16 protein-coding genes are annotated in these 17477 nt (G+C 60.1%); 11 read left to right on the top strand and 5 right to left on the bottom strand.

Annotated elements, in window-relative coordinates:
- Nucleotides 1-15 precede the first annotated feature (15 nt).
- From ACO6TG_RS08300 to ACO6TG_RS08290, 3 genes are read right to left on the bottom strand one after another with little or no spacing between them, the layout of a single operon-like run.
- Nucleotides 16-2835 (bottom strand): DUF4159 domain-containing protein, encoded by a 2820-nt coding sequence (locus tag ACO6TG_RS08300; RefSeq protein WP_422377741.1) that lies wholly within the window; start codon nt 2833-2835, stop codon nt 16-18.
- Between the two features lie 3 nt (nt 2836-2838).
- Nucleotides 2839-3762, bottom strand: coding sequence for a DUF58 domain-containing protein (locus ACO6TG_RS08295; protein ID WP_422377740.1), 924 nt, complete (start codon nt 3760-3762; stop codon nt 2839-2841).
- Nucleotides 3763-3795: 33 nt separating this feature from the next.
- Nucleotides 3796-4815 (bottom strand): AAA family ATPase, encoded by a 1020-nt coding sequence (locus ACO6TG_RS08290; protein ID WP_422377739.1) that lies wholly within the window; start codon nt 4813-4815, stop codon nt 3796-3798.
- 284 nt (nt 4816-5099) lie between these two features.
- Between ACO6TG_RS08290 and ACO6TG_RS08285 the strand changes: the two genes are divergently transcribed.
- The 5 genes from ACO6TG_RS08285 (at nt 5100) to ACO6TG_RS08265 (ending at nt 9105) form a co-directional block, all read left to right on the top strand.
- Nucleotides 5100-5723 (top strand): DUF1285 domain-containing protein, encoded by a 624-nt coding sequence (locus ACO6TG_RS08285; protein WP_422377738.1) that lies wholly within the window; start codon nt 5100-5102, stop codon nt 5721-5723.
- A gap of 39 nt (nt 5724-5762) precedes the next feature.
- Nucleotides 5763-6410, top strand: a complete 648-nt coding sequence (locus tag ACO6TG_RS08280) for a CoA pyrophosphatase (protein ID WP_422377737.1) — start codon at nt 5763-5765, stop codon at nt 6408-6410.
- On the top strand, nt 6410-6670 hold the full coding sequence (locus tag ACO6TG_RS08275) for a DUF6111 family protein (RefSeq protein ID WP_094071979.1): 261 nt from the start codon (nt 6410-6412) through the stop codon (nt 6668-6670). The genes ACO6TG_RS08280 and ACO6TG_RS08275 overlap by 1 nt, the downstream gene beginning before the upstream one ends.
- A 4-nt stretch (nt 6671-6674) precedes the next feature.
- Nucleotides 6675-7919: a CCA tRNA nucleotidyltransferase gene (locus ACO6TG_RS08270; RefSeq protein ID WP_422377736.1), complete on the top strand. Its 1245-nt coding sequence runs from the start codon at nt 6675-6677 to the stop codon at nt 7917-7919.
- Nucleotides 7920-8022: 103 nt separating this feature from the next.
- Nucleotides 8023-9105 (top strand): HD-GYP domain-containing protein, encoded by a 1083-nt coding sequence (locus ACO6TG_RS08265; protein ID WP_422377735.1) that lies wholly within the window; start codon nt 8023-8025, stop codon nt 9103-9105.
- Nucleotides 9106-9133: 28 nt separating this feature from the next.
- On the opposite strand, the gene hemF is transcribed toward ACO6TG_RS08265, so the two are convergent.
- Both hemF and ACO6TG_RS08255 read right to left on the bottom strand, forming a co-directional pair.
- Entirely contained in the window at nt 9134-10060 is a 927-nt protein-coding gene (gene hemF / locus ACO6TG_RS08260; protein WP_422377734.1) for an oxygen-dependent coproporphyrinogen oxidase, read from the bottom strand.
- 55 nt (nt 10061-10115) lie between these two features.
- Complete coding sequence (locus ACO6TG_RS08255) at nt 10116-10586, bottom strand: tRNA (cytidine(34)-2'-O)-methyltransferase (RefSeq protein WP_422377733.1); 471 nt, start codon at nt 10584-10586, stop codon at nt 10116-10118.
- Nucleotides 10587-10845: 259 nt separating this feature from the next.
- Here ACO6TG_RS08255 and ACO6TG_RS08250 point away from each other — a divergent pair, with 259 nt between their 5' ends.
- The 6 genes from ACO6TG_RS08250 (at nt 10846) to ACO6TG_RS08225 (ending at nt 17468) form a co-directional block, all read left to right on the top strand.
- Complete coding sequence (locus tag ACO6TG_RS08250; protein WP_422377732.1) at nt 10846-11568, top strand: substrate-binding periplasmic protein; 723 nt, start codon at nt 10846-10848, stop codon at nt 11566-11568.
- 138 nt (nt 11569-11706) lie between these two features.
- On the top strand, nt 11707-12477 hold the full coding sequence (locus tag ACO6TG_RS08245) for a substrate-binding periplasmic protein (protein ID WP_422377731.1): 771 nt from the start codon (nt 11707-11709) through the stop codon (nt 12475-12477).
- A gap of 376 nt (nt 12478-12853) precedes the next feature.
- Nucleotides 12854-13537: a substrate-binding periplasmic protein gene (locus ACO6TG_RS08240; RefSeq protein WP_422377730.1), complete on the top strand. Its 684-nt coding sequence runs from the start codon at nt 12854-12856 to the stop codon at nt 13535-13537.
- 103 nt (nt 13538-13640) lie between these two features.
- Nucleotides 13641-15500, top strand: a complete 1860-nt coding sequence (locus ACO6TG_RS08235; RefSeq protein WP_422377729.1) for an ABC transporter ATP-binding protein — start codon at nt 13641-13643, stop codon at nt 15498-15500.
- 92 nt (nt 15501-15592) lie between these two features.
- On the top strand, nt 15593-15994 hold the full coding sequence (locus ACO6TG_RS08230; protein WP_422377728.1) for a DUF2177 family protein: 402 nt from the start codon (nt 15593-15595) through the stop codon (nt 15992-15994).
- A gap of 154 nt (nt 15995-16148) precedes the next feature.
- Entirely contained in the window at nt 16149-17468 is a 1320-nt protein-coding gene (locus tag ACO6TG_RS08225) for a methyl-accepting chemotaxis protein (RefSeq protein WP_422377727.1), read from the top strand.
- Nucleotides 17469-17477 lie beyond the last annotated feature (9 nt).

Here is a 17477-nt window from a genome sequence, read left to right as displayed (position 1 = left end):
AGCGCTCCATCTGTCTCATTGGCCGAGCCGTTCGAGCAGGGCAGGAATATGGACCTGATCGGCCTTGTAGTTGCCGGTCAGACTGTACATGACGATGTTGACACCCGAACGGAAGGCGTAATCCCGCTGGATCGGATTGTTCGGAACTGTCGGGTACATGAATTCGCCGGTTTCGGTAATTGCCCAGGCCGCGGCGAAATCATTGCCGGTGATCAGGATCGGCGACACACCGTCGCCCGCGCGCACGGGCCTGTCGCCGCGCGCGGCGATTTCTTCCAGGCTCTCAACCCAAAGCGGGCTGGTGGCATAGCGCCCGGGGAAAGTGTCCAGCAGGTAGAAAGCCTTGGTCAGGACGTGATCGGGTGGCACCGGCTCCAGGGGCGGCACATCCAGATCCTCCAGGATCTCGCGCAGCTTCAAGGTTGCCGGCGTCGAGCCGAAGCCGGTGGCCGAGGCGTTGATGTGATCGCGCGTGTCGAACAAGATGGTGCCACCATTGCGCATGAAGGTGTCGATGCGGGCAATGGTCTGATCGCCTGGTTTGTCCATCGCGGGATCGATCGGCCAGTAGAGCAGGGAATAGAAGGCAAGTTCATCGCGGGCAATGTCGACGGCGCTCGGCGCCCCCGGCTCAAGTGCCGTGCGCTCGGCCAGAAACTGGGAGAGGCCCGACAGGCCGGCCGCACTGGCATCGTCGATTTCCGGATTGCCGGTCAGGACATAGGCGAGCCTGGTGTCCAGCGTCGATTCAAGCGCCTGCAATTCGCTGTTCGTCGATTGTGCGAAGGCCCGATCGGCGCCGAGGTTCACCAGAAGCACCGAGCCGAACAGCACAGCAAAGGCCGCGTTGATATGCCGGCTCCGCATGCCGATGCGGCTGAGGCCGCCGGCGAGCAGGAACACGGCAATGGCGTCGACCACCATCAGCAGGAATGCAAGGGTGAAGAAGACGGCCCTGAGGTCCAGCGGGTCGGTTGTCGGATAGGGAGCTTCCGCAAGGCTTTCCCCAAAGACCGACAGGTCGAGCGGGGCCAGTTCGTCGTCTCTTTTCATCAGGTTGAGCGCGCGGAACCCGTCTTCGGTGCCATAGAGACCGGGCGGTGTGCGGCGGCTGGCAGCGGCCCGCTGGAAGTCGGCGGCGCTGACGGGTGTGACCTCGACAGGCGGCGGACCGAACCGGCCGAACCCGTCCAGCAATCTGAGGGGCGGCAAGACGCTGTTGGATTGTGTTCCGTCTTCCGCGGTCTCCGAGGCGGCAACCACATTGGAAACGGACAGGATCCGGCGCAGCATGTTCAGGAAAACGCCGGACAGCGGCAGGTTGGACCAGGCGGAATCGGCCGTGACGTGAAACAGGACCACGGATCCGGCTCCGATCGGCGCAGCGGTCACCAAAGGTGTGCCATCCTCCAGCATGGCCCAGGTGCGCTCCGGCAGGTCGGAGGTCGGTTCGGCGAGGACCTGACGGGTCACGGTCACTTCTTCTGGCACCTTCAGCCCGGCAAAGGGCGAGCCTTCCGGAAAATCAGCCAGGTGCTGCGGCTGTTTCCAGCTGAGCGATCCTCCGAGCGACCGATCACCTGCCCTGAGGCGCACAGGGATCAGTGCATCGCTGCCGCCCGCGGTGCGCGGGCCGGCGAAGCGCACAAGCATGCCACCGTTTTCCACCCATTCGCGCAAGGTGGCTTCCGTGGTGTCCGGCAGGCGGCCGACATCGGCCAGAACCAGCACGGAGATGCCCTGGTCGATCAGAGAGGGCACGGCCTCGTCAATATCGCTGACCCGAGGGCGGCGAATGTCGGAGAAGGGCAGCAGTGCGCGTTCGAGATAGTAGACCGGTGACAGCAGCGGCTGATCGAGATCGCCGGACTGACCGGAAATCAGGCCGACGGTCCGGCGGCGCCAGCTGTCGTCCACCAGCTGCACGGCCCCGGCGGCGGCCTCACCGGCAATTTCGACGCGGGCTATGTCGTTGCGTAATTCGCTCGGCAGTTCGAACCGGGCTTCGGTCTCCGTCGCACCGCTGTCGAAATTGACCTGCACCTCGCCAAGGACCAATCCTTTCAGATCAAGGGCGCGCACGGTCGCAGCGCCGAGTTTCTGATCAGGATGCCGTGCGACTTTCAAGGTTAGCGCGTCGGTGTCGTTGTTCAGGTCCTTCAACCCCATGGGCGTGTCGAGACCGGTGAAGACGGTGATCGGCACCTGGCCCACAATGTCGGCAAGGTCGTCGACAAAGGACCCGCTGGTGTTTGTGCCGTCGGACAGCCAGATGATCGCGGACGGCGGCGTGGCCTGTGCGGCCTTTCGCAGGCCAAGGCTGAGTTCGGCGCGCAGCGGCGGATAGGGTCTCGGTTCGAGAGCGCGCAGTTTGTCCAGCGCGGTTGTCGCGCTTTCCGGCGCAAAATTCTGGCCCGGGCCTTCAGCGGTGGCGGCGAACAGAAGCGGTTGGCCCTCCTGTTCGGCAGCTGTCAGGATGCGTTCGGCAGCGCCAACCTGCGTGTCCCAGCTTCTGGCGGATGTCCAGCCATTGTCGACCAGAACCCAAAGCACGCCGTCGCCGGTTTCAAGCGGTTCGGCCGAGCGCCAGACCGGGCCTGCCAGGGCGAAAATCAGAATGGCGGCCAGCAGAAGCCGCAAAAGCGTCAGCCACCAGGGGCTGCGCTGCGGGGTTTCCTCATGCTGGTCGATATCGAGCAGCAGACGGGTCGGGGGAAACTGGATTTCACGCGGCCGGGGCGGCGTCAGACGCAGCAGCCACCAGATTACCGGCAAAAGCGCAAGAGCAGTGAGAATCCACGGCGCAGTAAAGGTCAGGGGGAGGCCGGCAAACACGGGTCAGGCACCTCCCTGCTGCATCACATCGAGAGCGCCGGAGAGGGCGCTGTGCAGGACCAGCAATGGTTCGGAGGCCGGTCTGTCCGTGTGATGAAGGACATAGGTCCAACCTGCCTTGCGGGCCATGTCGCGCAGCTCCGCTCGGTGGGCTTCCAACCTGTTCTGGTAATCCTCGCGCCAGTTTTCGGCGCGTCCCGCGGTCAGGCGCACACCAAGTTCCGGATCGGTGAACTCCACACGTCCATCGAAGGGAAAGGTCTCTTCAATCGGGTCGAGCACCTGCACAAGGTGACCGCGGGCGCCGGTGCTGGCGACGCGCGACAGCCATTCGGCGATGTCTTCGAGCGGATCAAGGAAATCCGACACCAGCACCACGTCGGCAAAACGTTGCACGGCGGTTGTGTCCGGCAAGGCGATCGGTCGTGACAGGTGGGTCAACGCGTCGGCAAGGCGCTCAGCGGCCCGCCGGTCCGAGAACGGCCGGGTCAGGCCGGGCAGGCCGATGCGTTCGCCGGTTTCCGCCAGCATGTCGGCCAGGGCCAGCATGAGCACGATGGCGCGGTCCCGCTTGCTGACCTCCGCAAGCCGGGACCGGAACACCATGGACGGTGAAAGGTCGGCCCAGAGCCAGACCGTGTGGGCCGCCTCCCATTCTCTTTCGCGCACATAAAGGTGGTCGTCCCGGGCAGAGCGGCGCCAGTGGATGCGCTTGGCCGGTTCGCCCATATAGAACGGTCTGAACTGCCAGAAGCTCTCGCCGGGGCCGGCGCGCCGCCGGCCGTGCCAGCCGGCAATGATTGAACTGGCGACGTGACTGGCCTCGACCAGGAGATCCGGCAGCGCATCGGCGACCGAGCGCGCCTCGCCGATGACATTCGGCCAGGTCTGCGGGTCGATACCGGACTGTGCGCTGCTGGAATCCATGCTCTCGGGCTCCTGACGTTGCCTGTCTGTGACTTAGGCGATCTGTTCTTTCACGCGGCGAATGACGTCGCGAACCGTATGGCCGTCGGCGCGGGCGGCGAAGGTCAGCGCCATGCGGTGCTGCAGAACCGGTTCGGCCAGTGCCAGAACATCGTCGACTGACGGCGCCAGGCGGCCATCGACCAGCGCCCGGGCGCGAACGGTCAACATCAGCGCCTGGCTGGCGCGTGGGCCGGGACCCCAGGCAATCAACTTGGTGATGTCGGAGGACGCGCCGCCTTCATCCGGTCTTGCAGAGCGCACAAGATTCAGGATCGCTTCGACGACGGATTCGCCAACGGGCATGCGCCGGACAAGCTGCTGGTAGTCCATGAGCTCACTCGCCGACATGGCCACCTGCGCCACGGCCTGGTCGGCACCGGTCGTTTCCAGGAGGATGCGGCGCTCGGCTTCCAGATCCGGGTAATGCACGTCGATCTGCATGAGGAACCGGTCAAGCTGGGCTTCCGGCAGCGGGTAGGTGCCTTCCTGTTCCAGCGGGTTCTGTGTGGCCAGCACGTGGAACGGACGCGGCAGGTCATGCGGGTGTCCGGCTACCGTGACGTGGTACTCCTGCATCGCCTGCAGAAGTGCGGACTGGGTGCGCGGGCTGGCCCGGTTGATCTCGTCGGCCATGAGCAGCTGTGAGAACACGGGTCCCGGAATGAAACGGAAGGAGCGGCCGCCATCGCTGCTTTGCTCCATCACTTCCGCGCCGAGAATGTCGGAGGGCATCAGGTCCGGTGTGAACTGAATGCGCCGGGCATCGAGGCCGAGCACGGTGCCGAGGGTTTCCACCAGCTTGGTCTTGGCGAGGCCGGGCACGCCGACCAGCAATCCGTGACCGCCGGCCAGAATGGTCACGAGCGATTGCTCGACGACAGTCTCCTGACCGAAGATGATCTGGGCGATGTCGGTCTTGGCGTCGGAGATGCGGGCAACGGCGCGTTCGGCGCTTTCAGCAACGGCGGCGAGGTCTTCTTCGCTGGGGCTGGAGGGGGAAACAACGCTCATGAATCACCTTTCGCGTATTGTTCTAACCGGCTGTCAGACCCAAATAACGGACGCTGCGCCTGTCACCGTGGTTGCTGCGACTCTTGCAGTCTGACACCATATAAATCAGTAGATAAGGCGCAATTGTGCGCCATACAGTGGAAAGGTCCAAGATTCTTTCCATGCCTTGGGGAAAAGGTCTTGCATCCTCTGGACGGCGGCGGAAGGCAAATGATCGTGAAGGGACGGGACTTGGTAAAAATCCGGGTGGTCCGGTCAGGCGACGGTTAGGGGTGAGCGAGGACATGGCGGAAAAAACCGCACCTGAAATGCAGACCATGCCGGCGGGGCTTCAGGCCCTGATGAGCCGGGCGGACGCCAGCGGCAAGGCACCGCCACCGGTCGAAAAATGGAACCCGCCCTTTTGCGGTGACCTGGACATTCGCATTGCACGGGACGGCACCTGGTTCTATCTCGGCTCCCCGATCGGGCGGTTGCCGCTGGTCAAGCTGTTCGCCTCCGTGCTGCGCCGGGATGAAGATGGCAGACATTATCTGGTCACGCCGGTTGAAAAAATCGGCATCACCGTGGAGGACGCGCCGCTGCTGGCGGTCGAGATGGCTGTGGAGGGATCGACCTCCAACCAGGTGCTGACCCTGCGGACCAATCTGGGAGATGTCGTGACCGTCGGGGCCGATCATCCGATCCGCTTTGAAAAAGAACCGGACAGCGGCGGTTTGAAACCCTATGTTCATGTCAGAGGCCGTCTCGAAGCCCTGTTCACGCGGGCGCTGATGTATCAGCTGGCGGATCTGATGGAAGAACGCGACACCGATAGCGGCGTTGAAATGGGGATCTGGAGCGGTGGCCGCTTTTTTGCGGTTGGTCCGGATCTTCTGGCCAATCCGGAGGATGTGAATGACAATTGACACTGGATCGGTTGGCCCGGCTGCATGACTGTTCCGCTCATGACTGACAGCTTTGACACCCGCTCCTGGATTGATGGCCTTAGAATACGGCTGTCCGAGGCGACTGCGCTGGAAAAAGCCGGTGACGGCGTCAGGGAAACCGGCGACCATATTCTCAATCCGGACCTTGGCCCTTACGCAAAATGGGACGGCCCGCCACGCGATGCAGCAGTGCTGATCGGCCTGCTGGAACGCGGGGATGGTCCGAATGTGGTGCTGACACAGCGGACGGGACATCTGAACTCTCACGCCGGTCAGGTGGCTTTTCCAGGTGGAAAGATCGATCCGACGGATGACGGTCCGGTGGAAGCGGCGCTGCGCGAAGCCGACGAGGAAATCGGTCTCTCTCCTGCGGCAGTCGAGCCTATCGGCCATCTGGCGCCCTACCTGACCGGGTCGGGTTACCGGGTGGTGCCGATCATCGGCCTGATCCAGACCGAAACCGCATTCCGGCCCAATCCGGACGAAGTCGAAGACGTTTTCGAAGTGCCGCTCAATTTTCTGATGGATCCGGCAAATCATCAGAAACTCAGCCGGAAGTGGCAGGGCAAACGGCGCTACTTCTATGCAATGCCCTATGGTGAGCGCTATATCTGGGGTGTCACCGCGGGAATCATCCGCTCCTTGTACGATACGGTTTATCGCTGATGTTTCGTGTTTTCCTGGCACATCTCTTTCTGTTCCTGCTCCCCTTTTTCGGCTATGCCCTGTGGCTCTGGATGAGCAAGAAAAGCAACCATCCGGAGCGCTGGTCAAAGGGGCCAATCGCCTGGCTGACGCTGACGGGTCTGGTTCTGGTCATTGCCGGTCTGGTCAGCATGGCAACCCTCACACGAAGCCCGGAAGGCGCAAATTACATTCCCTCGCAGATGCGCGATGGCGTATTTGTTCCAGGGCGGTACGAATAAGGTCATGACAGCGGACGCAATTCATCGCCTCAGCCAAGCCGATTGGCTGAGGACGGACGGCATTCAGGCGGTTTTTTCCGCAATCGAGCAGCAAGGCGATCAGGCCCGTGTTGTTGGCGGCGCCGTGCGCAACACCTTGCTGGATCATCCCGTTCCGGATGTCGATATTGCCACGACCGCGACGCCGGAAATCGTCACGGCACGTGCTCTGGCCGCCGGTCTGAAACCTATCGGCACAGGCATCGACCATGGCACGGTAACCGTGATTGCCGGCGGATTTCCCTATGAAGTCACGACGTTGCGCGAAGATGTCGAAACCTTCGGTCGCCAGGCAAAGGTCGTGTTTGGCCGCAACTGGACCCGGGATGCGGAACGGCGCGACTTCACCCTGAACGCACTTTATGTCGACCGCCACGGCACTTTGCATGACCCGCTCAGCGGGCTGGAGGATTGTCTGGCACGCCGGATCCGCTTCATTGGCGACCCGGACAAGCGGCTGCAGGAAGATTATCTTCGCATCTTGCGCTTCTTCCGGATTTACGCAGCTTACGGCGCTGGCGACATGGATGCGGAAGGCCTTGGTGCGTGCCTGCGACAGCGTGATGGCCTGCGGCACTTGTCGGCCGAGAGGATCGGCCATGAAATGCGCCGGCTGCTCAAGGCTCCGCTTGCCGGCCCGGCCCTCAGAATGATGAATGACTGCGGGCTTTGGGAGATCGCGACCGGCGGCCTGGCGCGTGTTGAAGATTATGAGGCGCTGCGCCGTCTGCAGTCTTTTGCCGGAGAGGTTCTGGCTCCGGAACTCGGGCTCGTGGTGCTAGCCGGGTTCGTGCGTGAAGACCTGGAACGGATCTGCGACCGCTTTCGGCTCTCCAACGCGGAGCGGAATAGAATGCGGACGGCCTGGGCGGCGTTGAAGCGCCTTCGCGGGGTGGACCAACTGCCCGACGCGGCGGACATGATCTATGAATTCGGCCAACAGGGGGCGGTTGATGGCCTGCTCGCACATTGGGCCGGCCGGAGTGCTCAAGGCACGGCGCCGGACAGTGAATTCGAGGAATTTCTGTTGCGATTGAGACAGGTTCAACGGCCGGAATTTCCGCTGAAGGGAGCAGACCTGATCGCGACCGGTCACGCGCCCGGACCGGCCCTGGGCGATCTTCTGAAAAGGCTTGAGACGGCATGGCGCGACAGCCGCTTCTTGCTGGACAGGGAAGCTTTGCTGGCGTTGGCCGATCACGGCTCTTAATTAATTTTTAGGGGGCTACACCCCACTGGTGCAGCAGCATATTGTGACGGACCGGGGTCGAAGCGACTTCTGGGCCGGAGCTCTGGAACACACGGGGGAGCGAATGGAAATTGTTCTGATATCGGACGGTCCGCTTCCGCTTGAAAGCCCGGTCAGGAAATTGCCGTTCTTCTTTCCGGCACGGCTTGTTCACATGGCCAAGGTTTCGCCCCGCACAGTGGGAGACGCAAGAATTGGCGTGGTGGAACTTCTGAATGCGACCGATGCCGGGCTGACTGCCCTGAAGAATTCCTGGGACAGCATTGCCGAGATACCGGTGATCTGCCTTGCGGACCGGAAGAACCGGCGCGAGGTCATCCAGGCGTCGGCATTGGGCAAGACCCAGGTGCTGGAGCGCGAGACACCGCTGGCGCTGCTCTTGCGCACGATCAAGGGAAAGGTCGAATTCGACCCTCTGGGCGACGTGCCGGCACGTGTTCCGGCGACGACCCTGGAAGCTTATCGAAAGGGCAATGCCTTCCTGGAGAGCCTTGCCCTGTCGACGGCTGACGGGTCGAAAATCCAGATCAACCTGCTGAATGAAAGCGCAGCTGAGGTTCTGTCTGCTCTTGAGCTCGACGGCATGTCATCCTGGATCGACGCCGTGCAGGCCCATCACAGCCCGACCTACTGCCATTCCCTGATGGTTGCCGGGCTTGCGGGGGCGTTTGCCGGTCATCTTGGCTGGAGCAAGGCCGACTGCCTGGAGGTCGTTGCAGGCGGTCTGCTGCATGATATCGGCAAAATGCGGATCCCGCTTACCATTCTCGACAAGGCGGACAAGCTGACCGAGGAAGAACGGAAGATCATCGACAAACACCCGCAGTTCGGCCGGGATATTCTGAAACCGAGGCTCGAAGTGCCGTTCGACATCAAAAAGATGGCGATCCAGCACCATGAATATCTCGACGGGTCGGGCTATCCGGATGGTCTCAAGGGCGACCGGGTCTCACCCAAAGTCCGGCTGATGACGATCTGCGATATCTTTACGGCCCTGACCGAAACACGCGCCTACAAGGACGGTCTGCCGGTGCGGGCCGCGCTCGGCACCATGAAGGAAATGGGCAAGAAACTGGATCAGGACATGCTGAACCAGTTTGCGCGCATGGTTATCGATCGGGACTTCGGCGACATCAGCCGAGCCTAGTGGCTTTACCGCAAAGCGGCGGGAACCGTCAGGGCCACTTCACCACAGGCGGCATGGAGGACAGGATCGAAGAGACGTTGCCGCCGGTCTTCAACCCGAAAATCGTGCCACGGTCGTAAAGCAGGTTGTATTCGACATAGCGCCCGCGCCGGACCAGCTGTTCCTCCCTGTCGGTATCCGTCCAGGTCTTTTCGAAGTTGCGGCGTACAAGCTCGGGATAAATGTTCAAAAAGGCCAGGCCGACATCCTTGGTGAAGGAAAAGTCGGCCTCCCAGTCACCGCTGTTGAGATAATCGTAGAAGATGCCGCCGATGCCGCGCGGTTCATTGCGGTGTTTCAGGAAGAAATAGTCGTCGCACCAGGTCTTGTAGGCGCCGTAGTCGGCTACGTCATGGGCGTCACAGGCCGTCTGCATCGCCTCGTGAAAACTGACGGTATCCGGGTCCTGCTGCGTGCGCCTTGCGTCGAGAACCGGTGTCAGGTCGGCACCGCCGCCGAACCATTGCCGTGTCGTGACCACCATACGGGTGTTCATGTGAACCGCAGGCACATGCGGGTTCTGCGGATGGGCGATCAGGCTGATGCCGGAGGCCCAGAAACGGGGATCTTCGTTGGCACCGGGGATCTGCCCCCTGAACTCGGGCGAGAACTCGCCGTGGACCGTAGAGATATGAACGCCAACTTTTTCGAAAACGCGGCCGTGCATCATGGACATGACACCGCCGCCGCCCTTTGCGCCGGTGCTGTCGGTCCGCTCCCAGGGGGTGCGTTCGAACCGGCCGGCCGGCTGGTCGGCAAGCGGCCCGTTCAACGTGCCGAGTTCGTCTTCCAGGTCTTCGAACGCCTGGCAGATCCGGTCGCGCAACTCCTTGAACCAGGCGGGCGCGGTGGTTTTCTTGTCGTCGATGCCATCCGGAATGGGGCCGCCGCGGTTTTCGGGGGAAGGTGCGTTCATGACATCGTCCTAAGCAAAGAAATGTGCAACCGCTGACGCGGTGCCTTCAAAAACACTACCCTGTGCTTCTAGGAAATGTGCCTGTTTGCCGCAAGGCTTCTCCGAGTGCCATGCCGCAGGTGACCGCGACGTTGATCGATCGCATGCCCTCGACCATCGGAACGGTCAGCCGTGCGTCTGCCGTTTCGTGGATGCTGTCCGGAACGCCGGTGCTTTCGCGGCCCAGGAAGAGAATATCATCGGCGAAATACCGGAACCCGGTGTAGGTGTCAGTCGCCTTGGTGGTCAAAAGCACCATGCGCCTCCTGAGCGGTTTGCGCCAGGCCTCGAACTCGTCAAATGAGATGTGCCGGGTCATGGCCGCGCGCTCCAGGTAGTCCATGCCCGCCCGTTTGAGCGCACTGTCGGATATCGGAAACCCGGCGGGTTCGATGATGTGCACCCGCACATTCATGCAGGCGGCAAGACGCAGGATGGTTCCGGTGTTCTGTGGAATGTCCGGTTGATAAAGCGCGATGTCGGGCATGGTGTCCTGTGTGAAAGCTCAATGGGGCGGGGCATATCAGCTGAACACCCGCAGCGCAAAGCAAGTGACCCGGTCTTGCAGCACAGGCTGGTTTGGTCGTCACGCCAAGTTGACAGCGACTTTCGGTGGTTTCCGTAAAATTTCCTTAATGACGCTACGTTAATTTGTGTGTCTGCGTTTCACCAGGAGGCCGCGGCGGCAGGTGTCGATGCGAGAGAGACGATTTGCCTTTTGTTCGTTTATTCTGCTGCTGTCTTTGATGCAGACAGCTGATGCAGCCGCGGAGCAGGTTCTGCTTGTTCAAGACGATTCCTATATGCCCTACATGGGCGCGGAGCAGATAGACGCCGTCGGGGTCTACAGCGACATTCTGGATGAGGCCGGCGAGCGGCTTCAAAAAAGTGAGTTTGCGCTGCAAGCGGTTCCCTGGCCAAGGGCAATAGAGCTGGTTCGTGGCGGCGGGGCACAGGGACTGGTCGGCACCTATTACAGGCCGGTTGTGAGACCCTGGATCCGGCACTTTTCCGTAGCCTTGTTCACGGAACATGTCAGTGTCTATTGTCGGCCGGGTATTGCCCGGCAGGATTGGTCCTATCCGGAAGATTTCAGGGGGCTCACTTTCGGAAACAACACGGGTTTCCGGACGCCAGGCGCGCGTTTCTTCGAACTTGTCGAAGCCGGTGATATCACGCTGCTCGAAGCGCAGACGACGGAGATGAACCTCAATATGCTGGAGCTCGGCCGGCTTGATTGCTATGTGCAGGAACAGCTCACGGCCGAGCGGGAAATCCGCCGAAACCGACTGAAGAATGTGCAGCGGGTGCAAACCATCAGTTCAGAAACGGCACATATCGGCTATTCCATGAGTTGGGTTGGTGCCGAGGCGGATGCCTTCATTGTCGAGATGGATCGTGTGCTTACAGAAATGCACCAGGACGGGTCGGTCAACCGCATCATCAGCGCTTACCTGGGGTCTTCGTAAATACGCTGACGTGGCTTGAAGATTTTTTGATTATCTTATTGCGATTACTGCTGGTAATTACTCGGCTTAATGTTTGGAGAAACTTCTCGCTGCACAATATTTGCGCGCTAAATCGCAAGTAGTGAGGAGTAATCAAATATGTACCGTGAATTGCATTCCCTATTTGCTTCAACTCTTCTCCTTATGGGCGCCGTTTCCGGGCCGGCCTTGGCCGCGGAGATCGTGCTCGTTCAGGATGAGGCCTATCCGCCCTACATGCTGAAAGAGGGCGCGGATGCGTCGGGGATCTGGGCTGATGTGGTGAAAGAGGCCGGCCGGCGGATGGACGGTATCTCGTTCAAGCTGGATGCCGTGCCATGGTCGCGGGCCGTGGGACTGGTCGAGAAGGGCAGGGCCCATGGATTGGTCGGAACATACTACAAGCCGGAGGCGCGCCCCTGGATCGCAACCTATTCCGAACCGGCCATGACAGAACAGGTCAGCGTCTATTGCCATCCGGGTGTCGCCAAGGCGGACTGGACCTACCCGGACGACTACAAGGGACTGACCTTCGGCAACAATACCGGTTTCCAGACACCCGGCGCCAAGTTCTTTGCCATGGTTGAAGCCGGTGACATCACGCTTCAGGAAGCGCCGAGCACGGAACAGAACCTGAAGAAGCTCTCCGCAGGTCGAATCGATTGTTATGTGCAGGAACGCCTCTCGGCGGAAATCGCGATCAATGCGGGTGGCATCGACAATGTCGAACGCGTGACAGATGCCAGTTCGGAAGAGTCTTTCATCGGCTATACCGAGACCTGGACCGGACCGGAGGCTGAAGCCTTCATCGCGGCCATGGACAAGGCGATCAAGGACATGAAAGCCGACGGCACGATCGACAAGATCATCAAGAATTACGTTGGCGGTTAGAGCTCTTTCCTCAAGAAAATGTGGAGAATGACGGAATGGCTTGAATGACTCGTTTCTCCTGGAGGGACAGCGACACATTGCTCGTGTTGCGCAGTCGCTGCCCCGCTCCCGTCGCGGCCTGGATGGGGGCAAGCATTCCCACTGGGGCAATCTAATCCCGGGCGGCATGCCAGCACAGGCTGAGGGGAAGGGTTTTGCAACGCCGTTTCTGTAGGCGGTCACCGGAAACACCGGTATTGTGGTCAAGGTTTCAAGTGATGGGAAAAGAGGCGTGCACGCGTTTCTCTCCAGAGCAGTTCTGCAGTTTCTGTCGGCATATTTGATCATGTGCGGCCCGGTGGCCGCTGCGAAAGAGTTGACGGTTGAGACCGTCACCATGGTGCAGGACTCTGGCTTTCCACCCTACATGATGCAAACGCCTTCGGGACCGGGTGGTGTCTATGCTGAAATCATCTATGAGGTCGACCGGCGTTTGCCGGGTTACCAAATCGAGTTGGAAGCCCTGCCCTGGTCCCGTGCCCTGCATCTCGTTGCCAGCGGTCGTATCAACACCCTCCTTGGCACTTACTACAGACCAAAGGAGCGTCCCTGGCTCAGCCTATACTCCGACGTCATCACGTATGAGAGCGTTTTTGTCTATTGCCGCAAGGGCGTGGCTGACAACAGCTGGGTGTTTCCCGACGATTTTACGGGACTTGTTTTTGGCAACAACAGCGGATTTGAAACCCCTGGCCCTGCATTTTTCGACCTGGTTGGCGAGGGCAAGATCTTTCTCAACGAAGAACAGACCACAGAGCTTAACCTGAAGCTGCTTCACTACGGGCGCGCCGATTGTTATGTGCAGGACAAGTCCGTGGTGGATCCGATCCTGAGCAAACACGTTTACGATATGATCGAACCGGTCAAACAGCTGACCTACGAGGCGGCCCATGTGGGGTTTTCCGAGGCCTGGGACAAGCAAACTGCTGACAAGTTCAAGCGGGAGCTGGACCGTGTGCTGCAAGAAATGAAACTGGACGGCAGCATTGACCGCATCATCTTCCAGAATTTGGTGAACTGATGCGCCGATGGGCCTCTGTTTTCGTGGCCCGTTCTTTTCGTTGGGCCAACCGTTGCTCGCTTGCGTAGGATAGGGACGAGAATCGTTTCCCCTTTTTTGGAACTTGTCCGTGTCCCCGTTGTTCCGCCTTTTTGAATCCTGGATCGATGCGTTCCGGGAGCCGCCCAAAGCCGAAATGCCGCGCGGCGGCATCGCCTTCCTGTTCTATTTCGTATCTCAGGTGCGCTGGCCGTTTGCGGCCATGCTGGCGCTGGGGGGTGCAGCTGCCTTTGTCGAAGTCGCCATCTTCAACTTTCTTGGCGACCTGGTCGACCTTCTTGAAAACGGCAACCGGGAGACGTTCTTTTCCGACCATGGCTGGACCTTGGCCGGAATGGCGTTCGTTGTGCTTGTGGTTCGGGTCATCGTCAATTCCCTGATGGCGCTGGTGGAAGAACAGACCGTCGTTCCAGGTTTCTTCAATCTGGTGCGCTGGCAATGCCATCAACGGGTCATGAAACAGAGCCTGAGCTACTTTCAGGACGATCTGGCAGGACGGCTTTCACAGAAGGTCATGCAGTCCGGCATGTCCGCGGGTGACTTCATGATCAACCTGCTTCAGGTTGCCTGGTTCATTGTTGTCTATGCCCTTACAACGCTTGTGCTGATCACCGAACTTGATCTCCGTCTGGGGCTTCTGGTTGCGCTGTGGCTCGCCTGTTTTGCCGTGGCAGCGCTGACTTTCGTTCCTCGTGTGCGTGTTGCCGCGAAAGATCTCGCCCATTCCTATTCTGGAGTGACCGGCCGGCTCGTGGACACCTATACGAACATTCAGTCGGTCAAGCTTTTTGGATCCCTTGAAGAGGAAAACCGCGGCGCGCGCGGTGCCGTCGAGGGCTTTCTCGACAAGATGAAGGTGTTCACCCGTTTGCTGACTTCGATCCGGATGACGATGTCCTTCATCAACGGGTTGCTGATCGTTGCAATCGCCGGCATGGCGCTCAAGATCTGGCAGGATGGCGGCATCAGCGCCGGACATGTCGCCTTTGCCCTCAGCCTGATCCTCAGGCTCAACATTCTGCTGAACCGCCTGTTCAATCAGCTCAACGGCCTGTTCCGGCAATTCGGGTCAATGCAGGACAGCATGGAGACGGTGGTCAAGCCGATCGCTTTGAGCGATGGCCCACAAGCATTTGACCTGAAGGTCTCCAAGGGCCCCATCTCCTTTGAAAACATCCGCTTTCACTATGGCAAGGCAGGAGGTGTTATCGATCACCTCAACCTGTCCATAGAACCCGGTGAGCGCGTTGGCATTGTCGGGCCTTCCGGTGCCGGGAAAACCACCATCACAAGCCTGCTTCTGCGTTTTTACGACGTTGAGAGTGGCCGTATTCTGATTGATGGGCAGGATATCCGGACCGTTCGTCAGGAGAGCCTGCGCCGGTCCATCGGCATGGTGACCCAGGACCCGTCGCTTCTGCACAGGTCCATCCGGGAGAATATCGGTTACGGGCGCAGCACAGCCAGCGAAGACGAGATTGTCGAAGCAGCGCGCCGGGCGCATGCGCTGACATTTGTCGAGGCGCTGGAAGACAAGCGCGGGCGCAGGGGACTGGATGCCTTTGTGGGCGAGCGCGGCGTGAAACTGTCCGGTGGACAGCGACAGAGGATTGCGATTGCACGCGTGCTTTTGAAGGACGCACCGATCCTGGTACTCGATGAGGCGACATCGGCGCTGGATTCCGAAGTCGAAGCGGCGATCCAGGATAATCTTCAGGCTCTGATGACCGGCAAGACGGTGATCGCAATTGCACACCGCCTGTCGACGATCGCGGCCATGGACCGCCTCATTGTCATGGACAAAGGCCGGATCGTGCAGCAGGGAACACACCAGACCCTGCTGCAGCAAACCGATGGCCTCTATGCACAGCTCTGGCACCGGCAATCGGGTGGTTTCCTGAAATCTCAAACAGAGCCTGTCTGAGAGCCGGTACGGAAAGCTCCACAAGATCGGCGTTTATCTGATCCGGCAAGGGGCGGTGGGCGTAGAACATCCAGACCGCAACAGAGATTTCCATGCTCAAGCTTATCATCGCCTATGTCACGACGGCCCTTGTGTTTCTCGCCATCGATTATGTTTGGCTGACACAAGTTGCCACCCGTTTCTACTTCGACCGGATCGGACACCTCCTGATGGAGAAGCCGAACCTCGCCGCGGCCGGCGTGTTCTATGTCATCTATGTGATCGGCATCGTCATCTTCGCCGTTGCGCCGGCCTTGCGGAACGAGAGCATCGTGACCGCGATCACCTATGGTGCATTGTTCGGGTTCTTTACCTACGCCACCTACGACGTGACAAACTACGCCACGCTCAAAAACTGGCCGGTGATCGTGGCCGTGGTCGATGTGGCCTGGGGAACGTTTCTGTCTGCCATTTCCGCAAGCCTCGGATATTTGCTGACCAGACTGCTCGTTTGACAGACGTGAGTGGTGTCTTAAAGACGTGTACGTATTTTCCCCAGCCCTGGCGCGTTACTGAATTTTTACGTGCATCGCGGTAGTATTTCGCCCGCCTGAGACAAGCCAAGCGAATGGCCTATTCCAGGATCAGTGACATTACCGGGGAATTCTCGTGACGCTTTCAATCAAGGGCCGATTTGTTGCCATGGTGCTCACCGCAGCAGCTATCATGATGGCCGGCACCGCATTTGCTTTCTACACTTTCCGTCAGGCAATCATTGGACAACTCGGCACGCCGAAGGGCGCTGAACAGTTTCTGTCGGGCGATGTCGCCCGTCAGATCGATACCTTGATTCTCGATCAGATGATTACAATCGGACTGGTCGTTTCACCCGTGGGGCTGGCGTTTCTCGGTTTTGCGGTCGTCCTTGCCGTGGGGCTTGCACGGCCCCTGGCACGTCTGCAGGATGGCCTCGACAGATTGTCCTCCGGCGATCTTGATATCCAGATCGAGGGTGAAGGCCGCAGCGACGAAATCGGTGCCATTGCCCGATCGGTGACAGCCTTTCGGGCAGATCTGGCAGAACGGGCAAAAGATCAGGCCCGCAAGGAACTCGCACATCAGGAAACGCTGAGCGAAGAGCGCAAAGCCTTGATGCAGGACGTCGCGGACGATTTTGAAAAATCGGTCATCGGCGTTGTGTCCGCGCTTTCGAAAGCGGCGCAAAGCGTTGAGGACAATTCCGCGGACCTCAATGACGCCGTGAACTCATCCCTTGAAGCTGTCTCTCAGGTCCATACGGCAACGTCCGATACCAGCGGATCGGTCGAGATTGTTACCGGGTCGGCAGAACGGCTGTCCGGGTCCTTGAACCGGGTGCGTGAAGATGTTGACCAGGCGACGGACATCGCCAGCGTCGCGGTGGAAGAGGCGCGGAAAACCGACGAGATCGTCGGGCGTCTGTCCGAGACCGGGCGGGCGATTGGCGAGATTGTTGAACTGATCAGCCAGATTGCTAGCCAGACGAACCTGCTGGCCCTGAATGCGACCATCGAAGCAGCCCGTGCGGGTGAGGCCGGGCGCGGCTTTGCTGTTGTGGCAAACGAGGTGAAGGCGCTTGCAGAGCAGACCACCAAGGCCACTGACGACATTTCCGCGCAGGTTGCCTCGGTTCAGGAAGTCGCCGAACTATCGGAAACCGCCATTCGTTCGATAGCGGAAACCATCGGCCGGGTCAGCGAGATTTCCGGGAAAATCCGGGAGGCGGTTGAAGAGCAGACAACTGCGACGCAGGAGATCAGCAGCAACGCCCAGACGGCGCGCTCTGGTTCCGAACTTGCCGCAGATTGCGTTGAGGCCCTGAGCGGATCGATGCAGAAGAGCCAATCGGCGACCCGTGAAATGCATGGGGCAGCGTCCGAACTCGGCAATTTGTCCGGCAATCTGCAGAAGCAGGTCCAGCAATTCCTGCAGAGTGTGCGCGCAGCGTAGTGGATCTTA

The organism is Roseibium sp. (assembly GCF_965233565.1).
Taxonomy (GTDB): domain Bacteria; phylum Pseudomonadota; class Alphaproteobacteria; order Rhizobiales; family Stappiaceae; genus Roseibium.
This window is presented reverse-complemented; position numbering and strand designations above follow the sequence as displayed.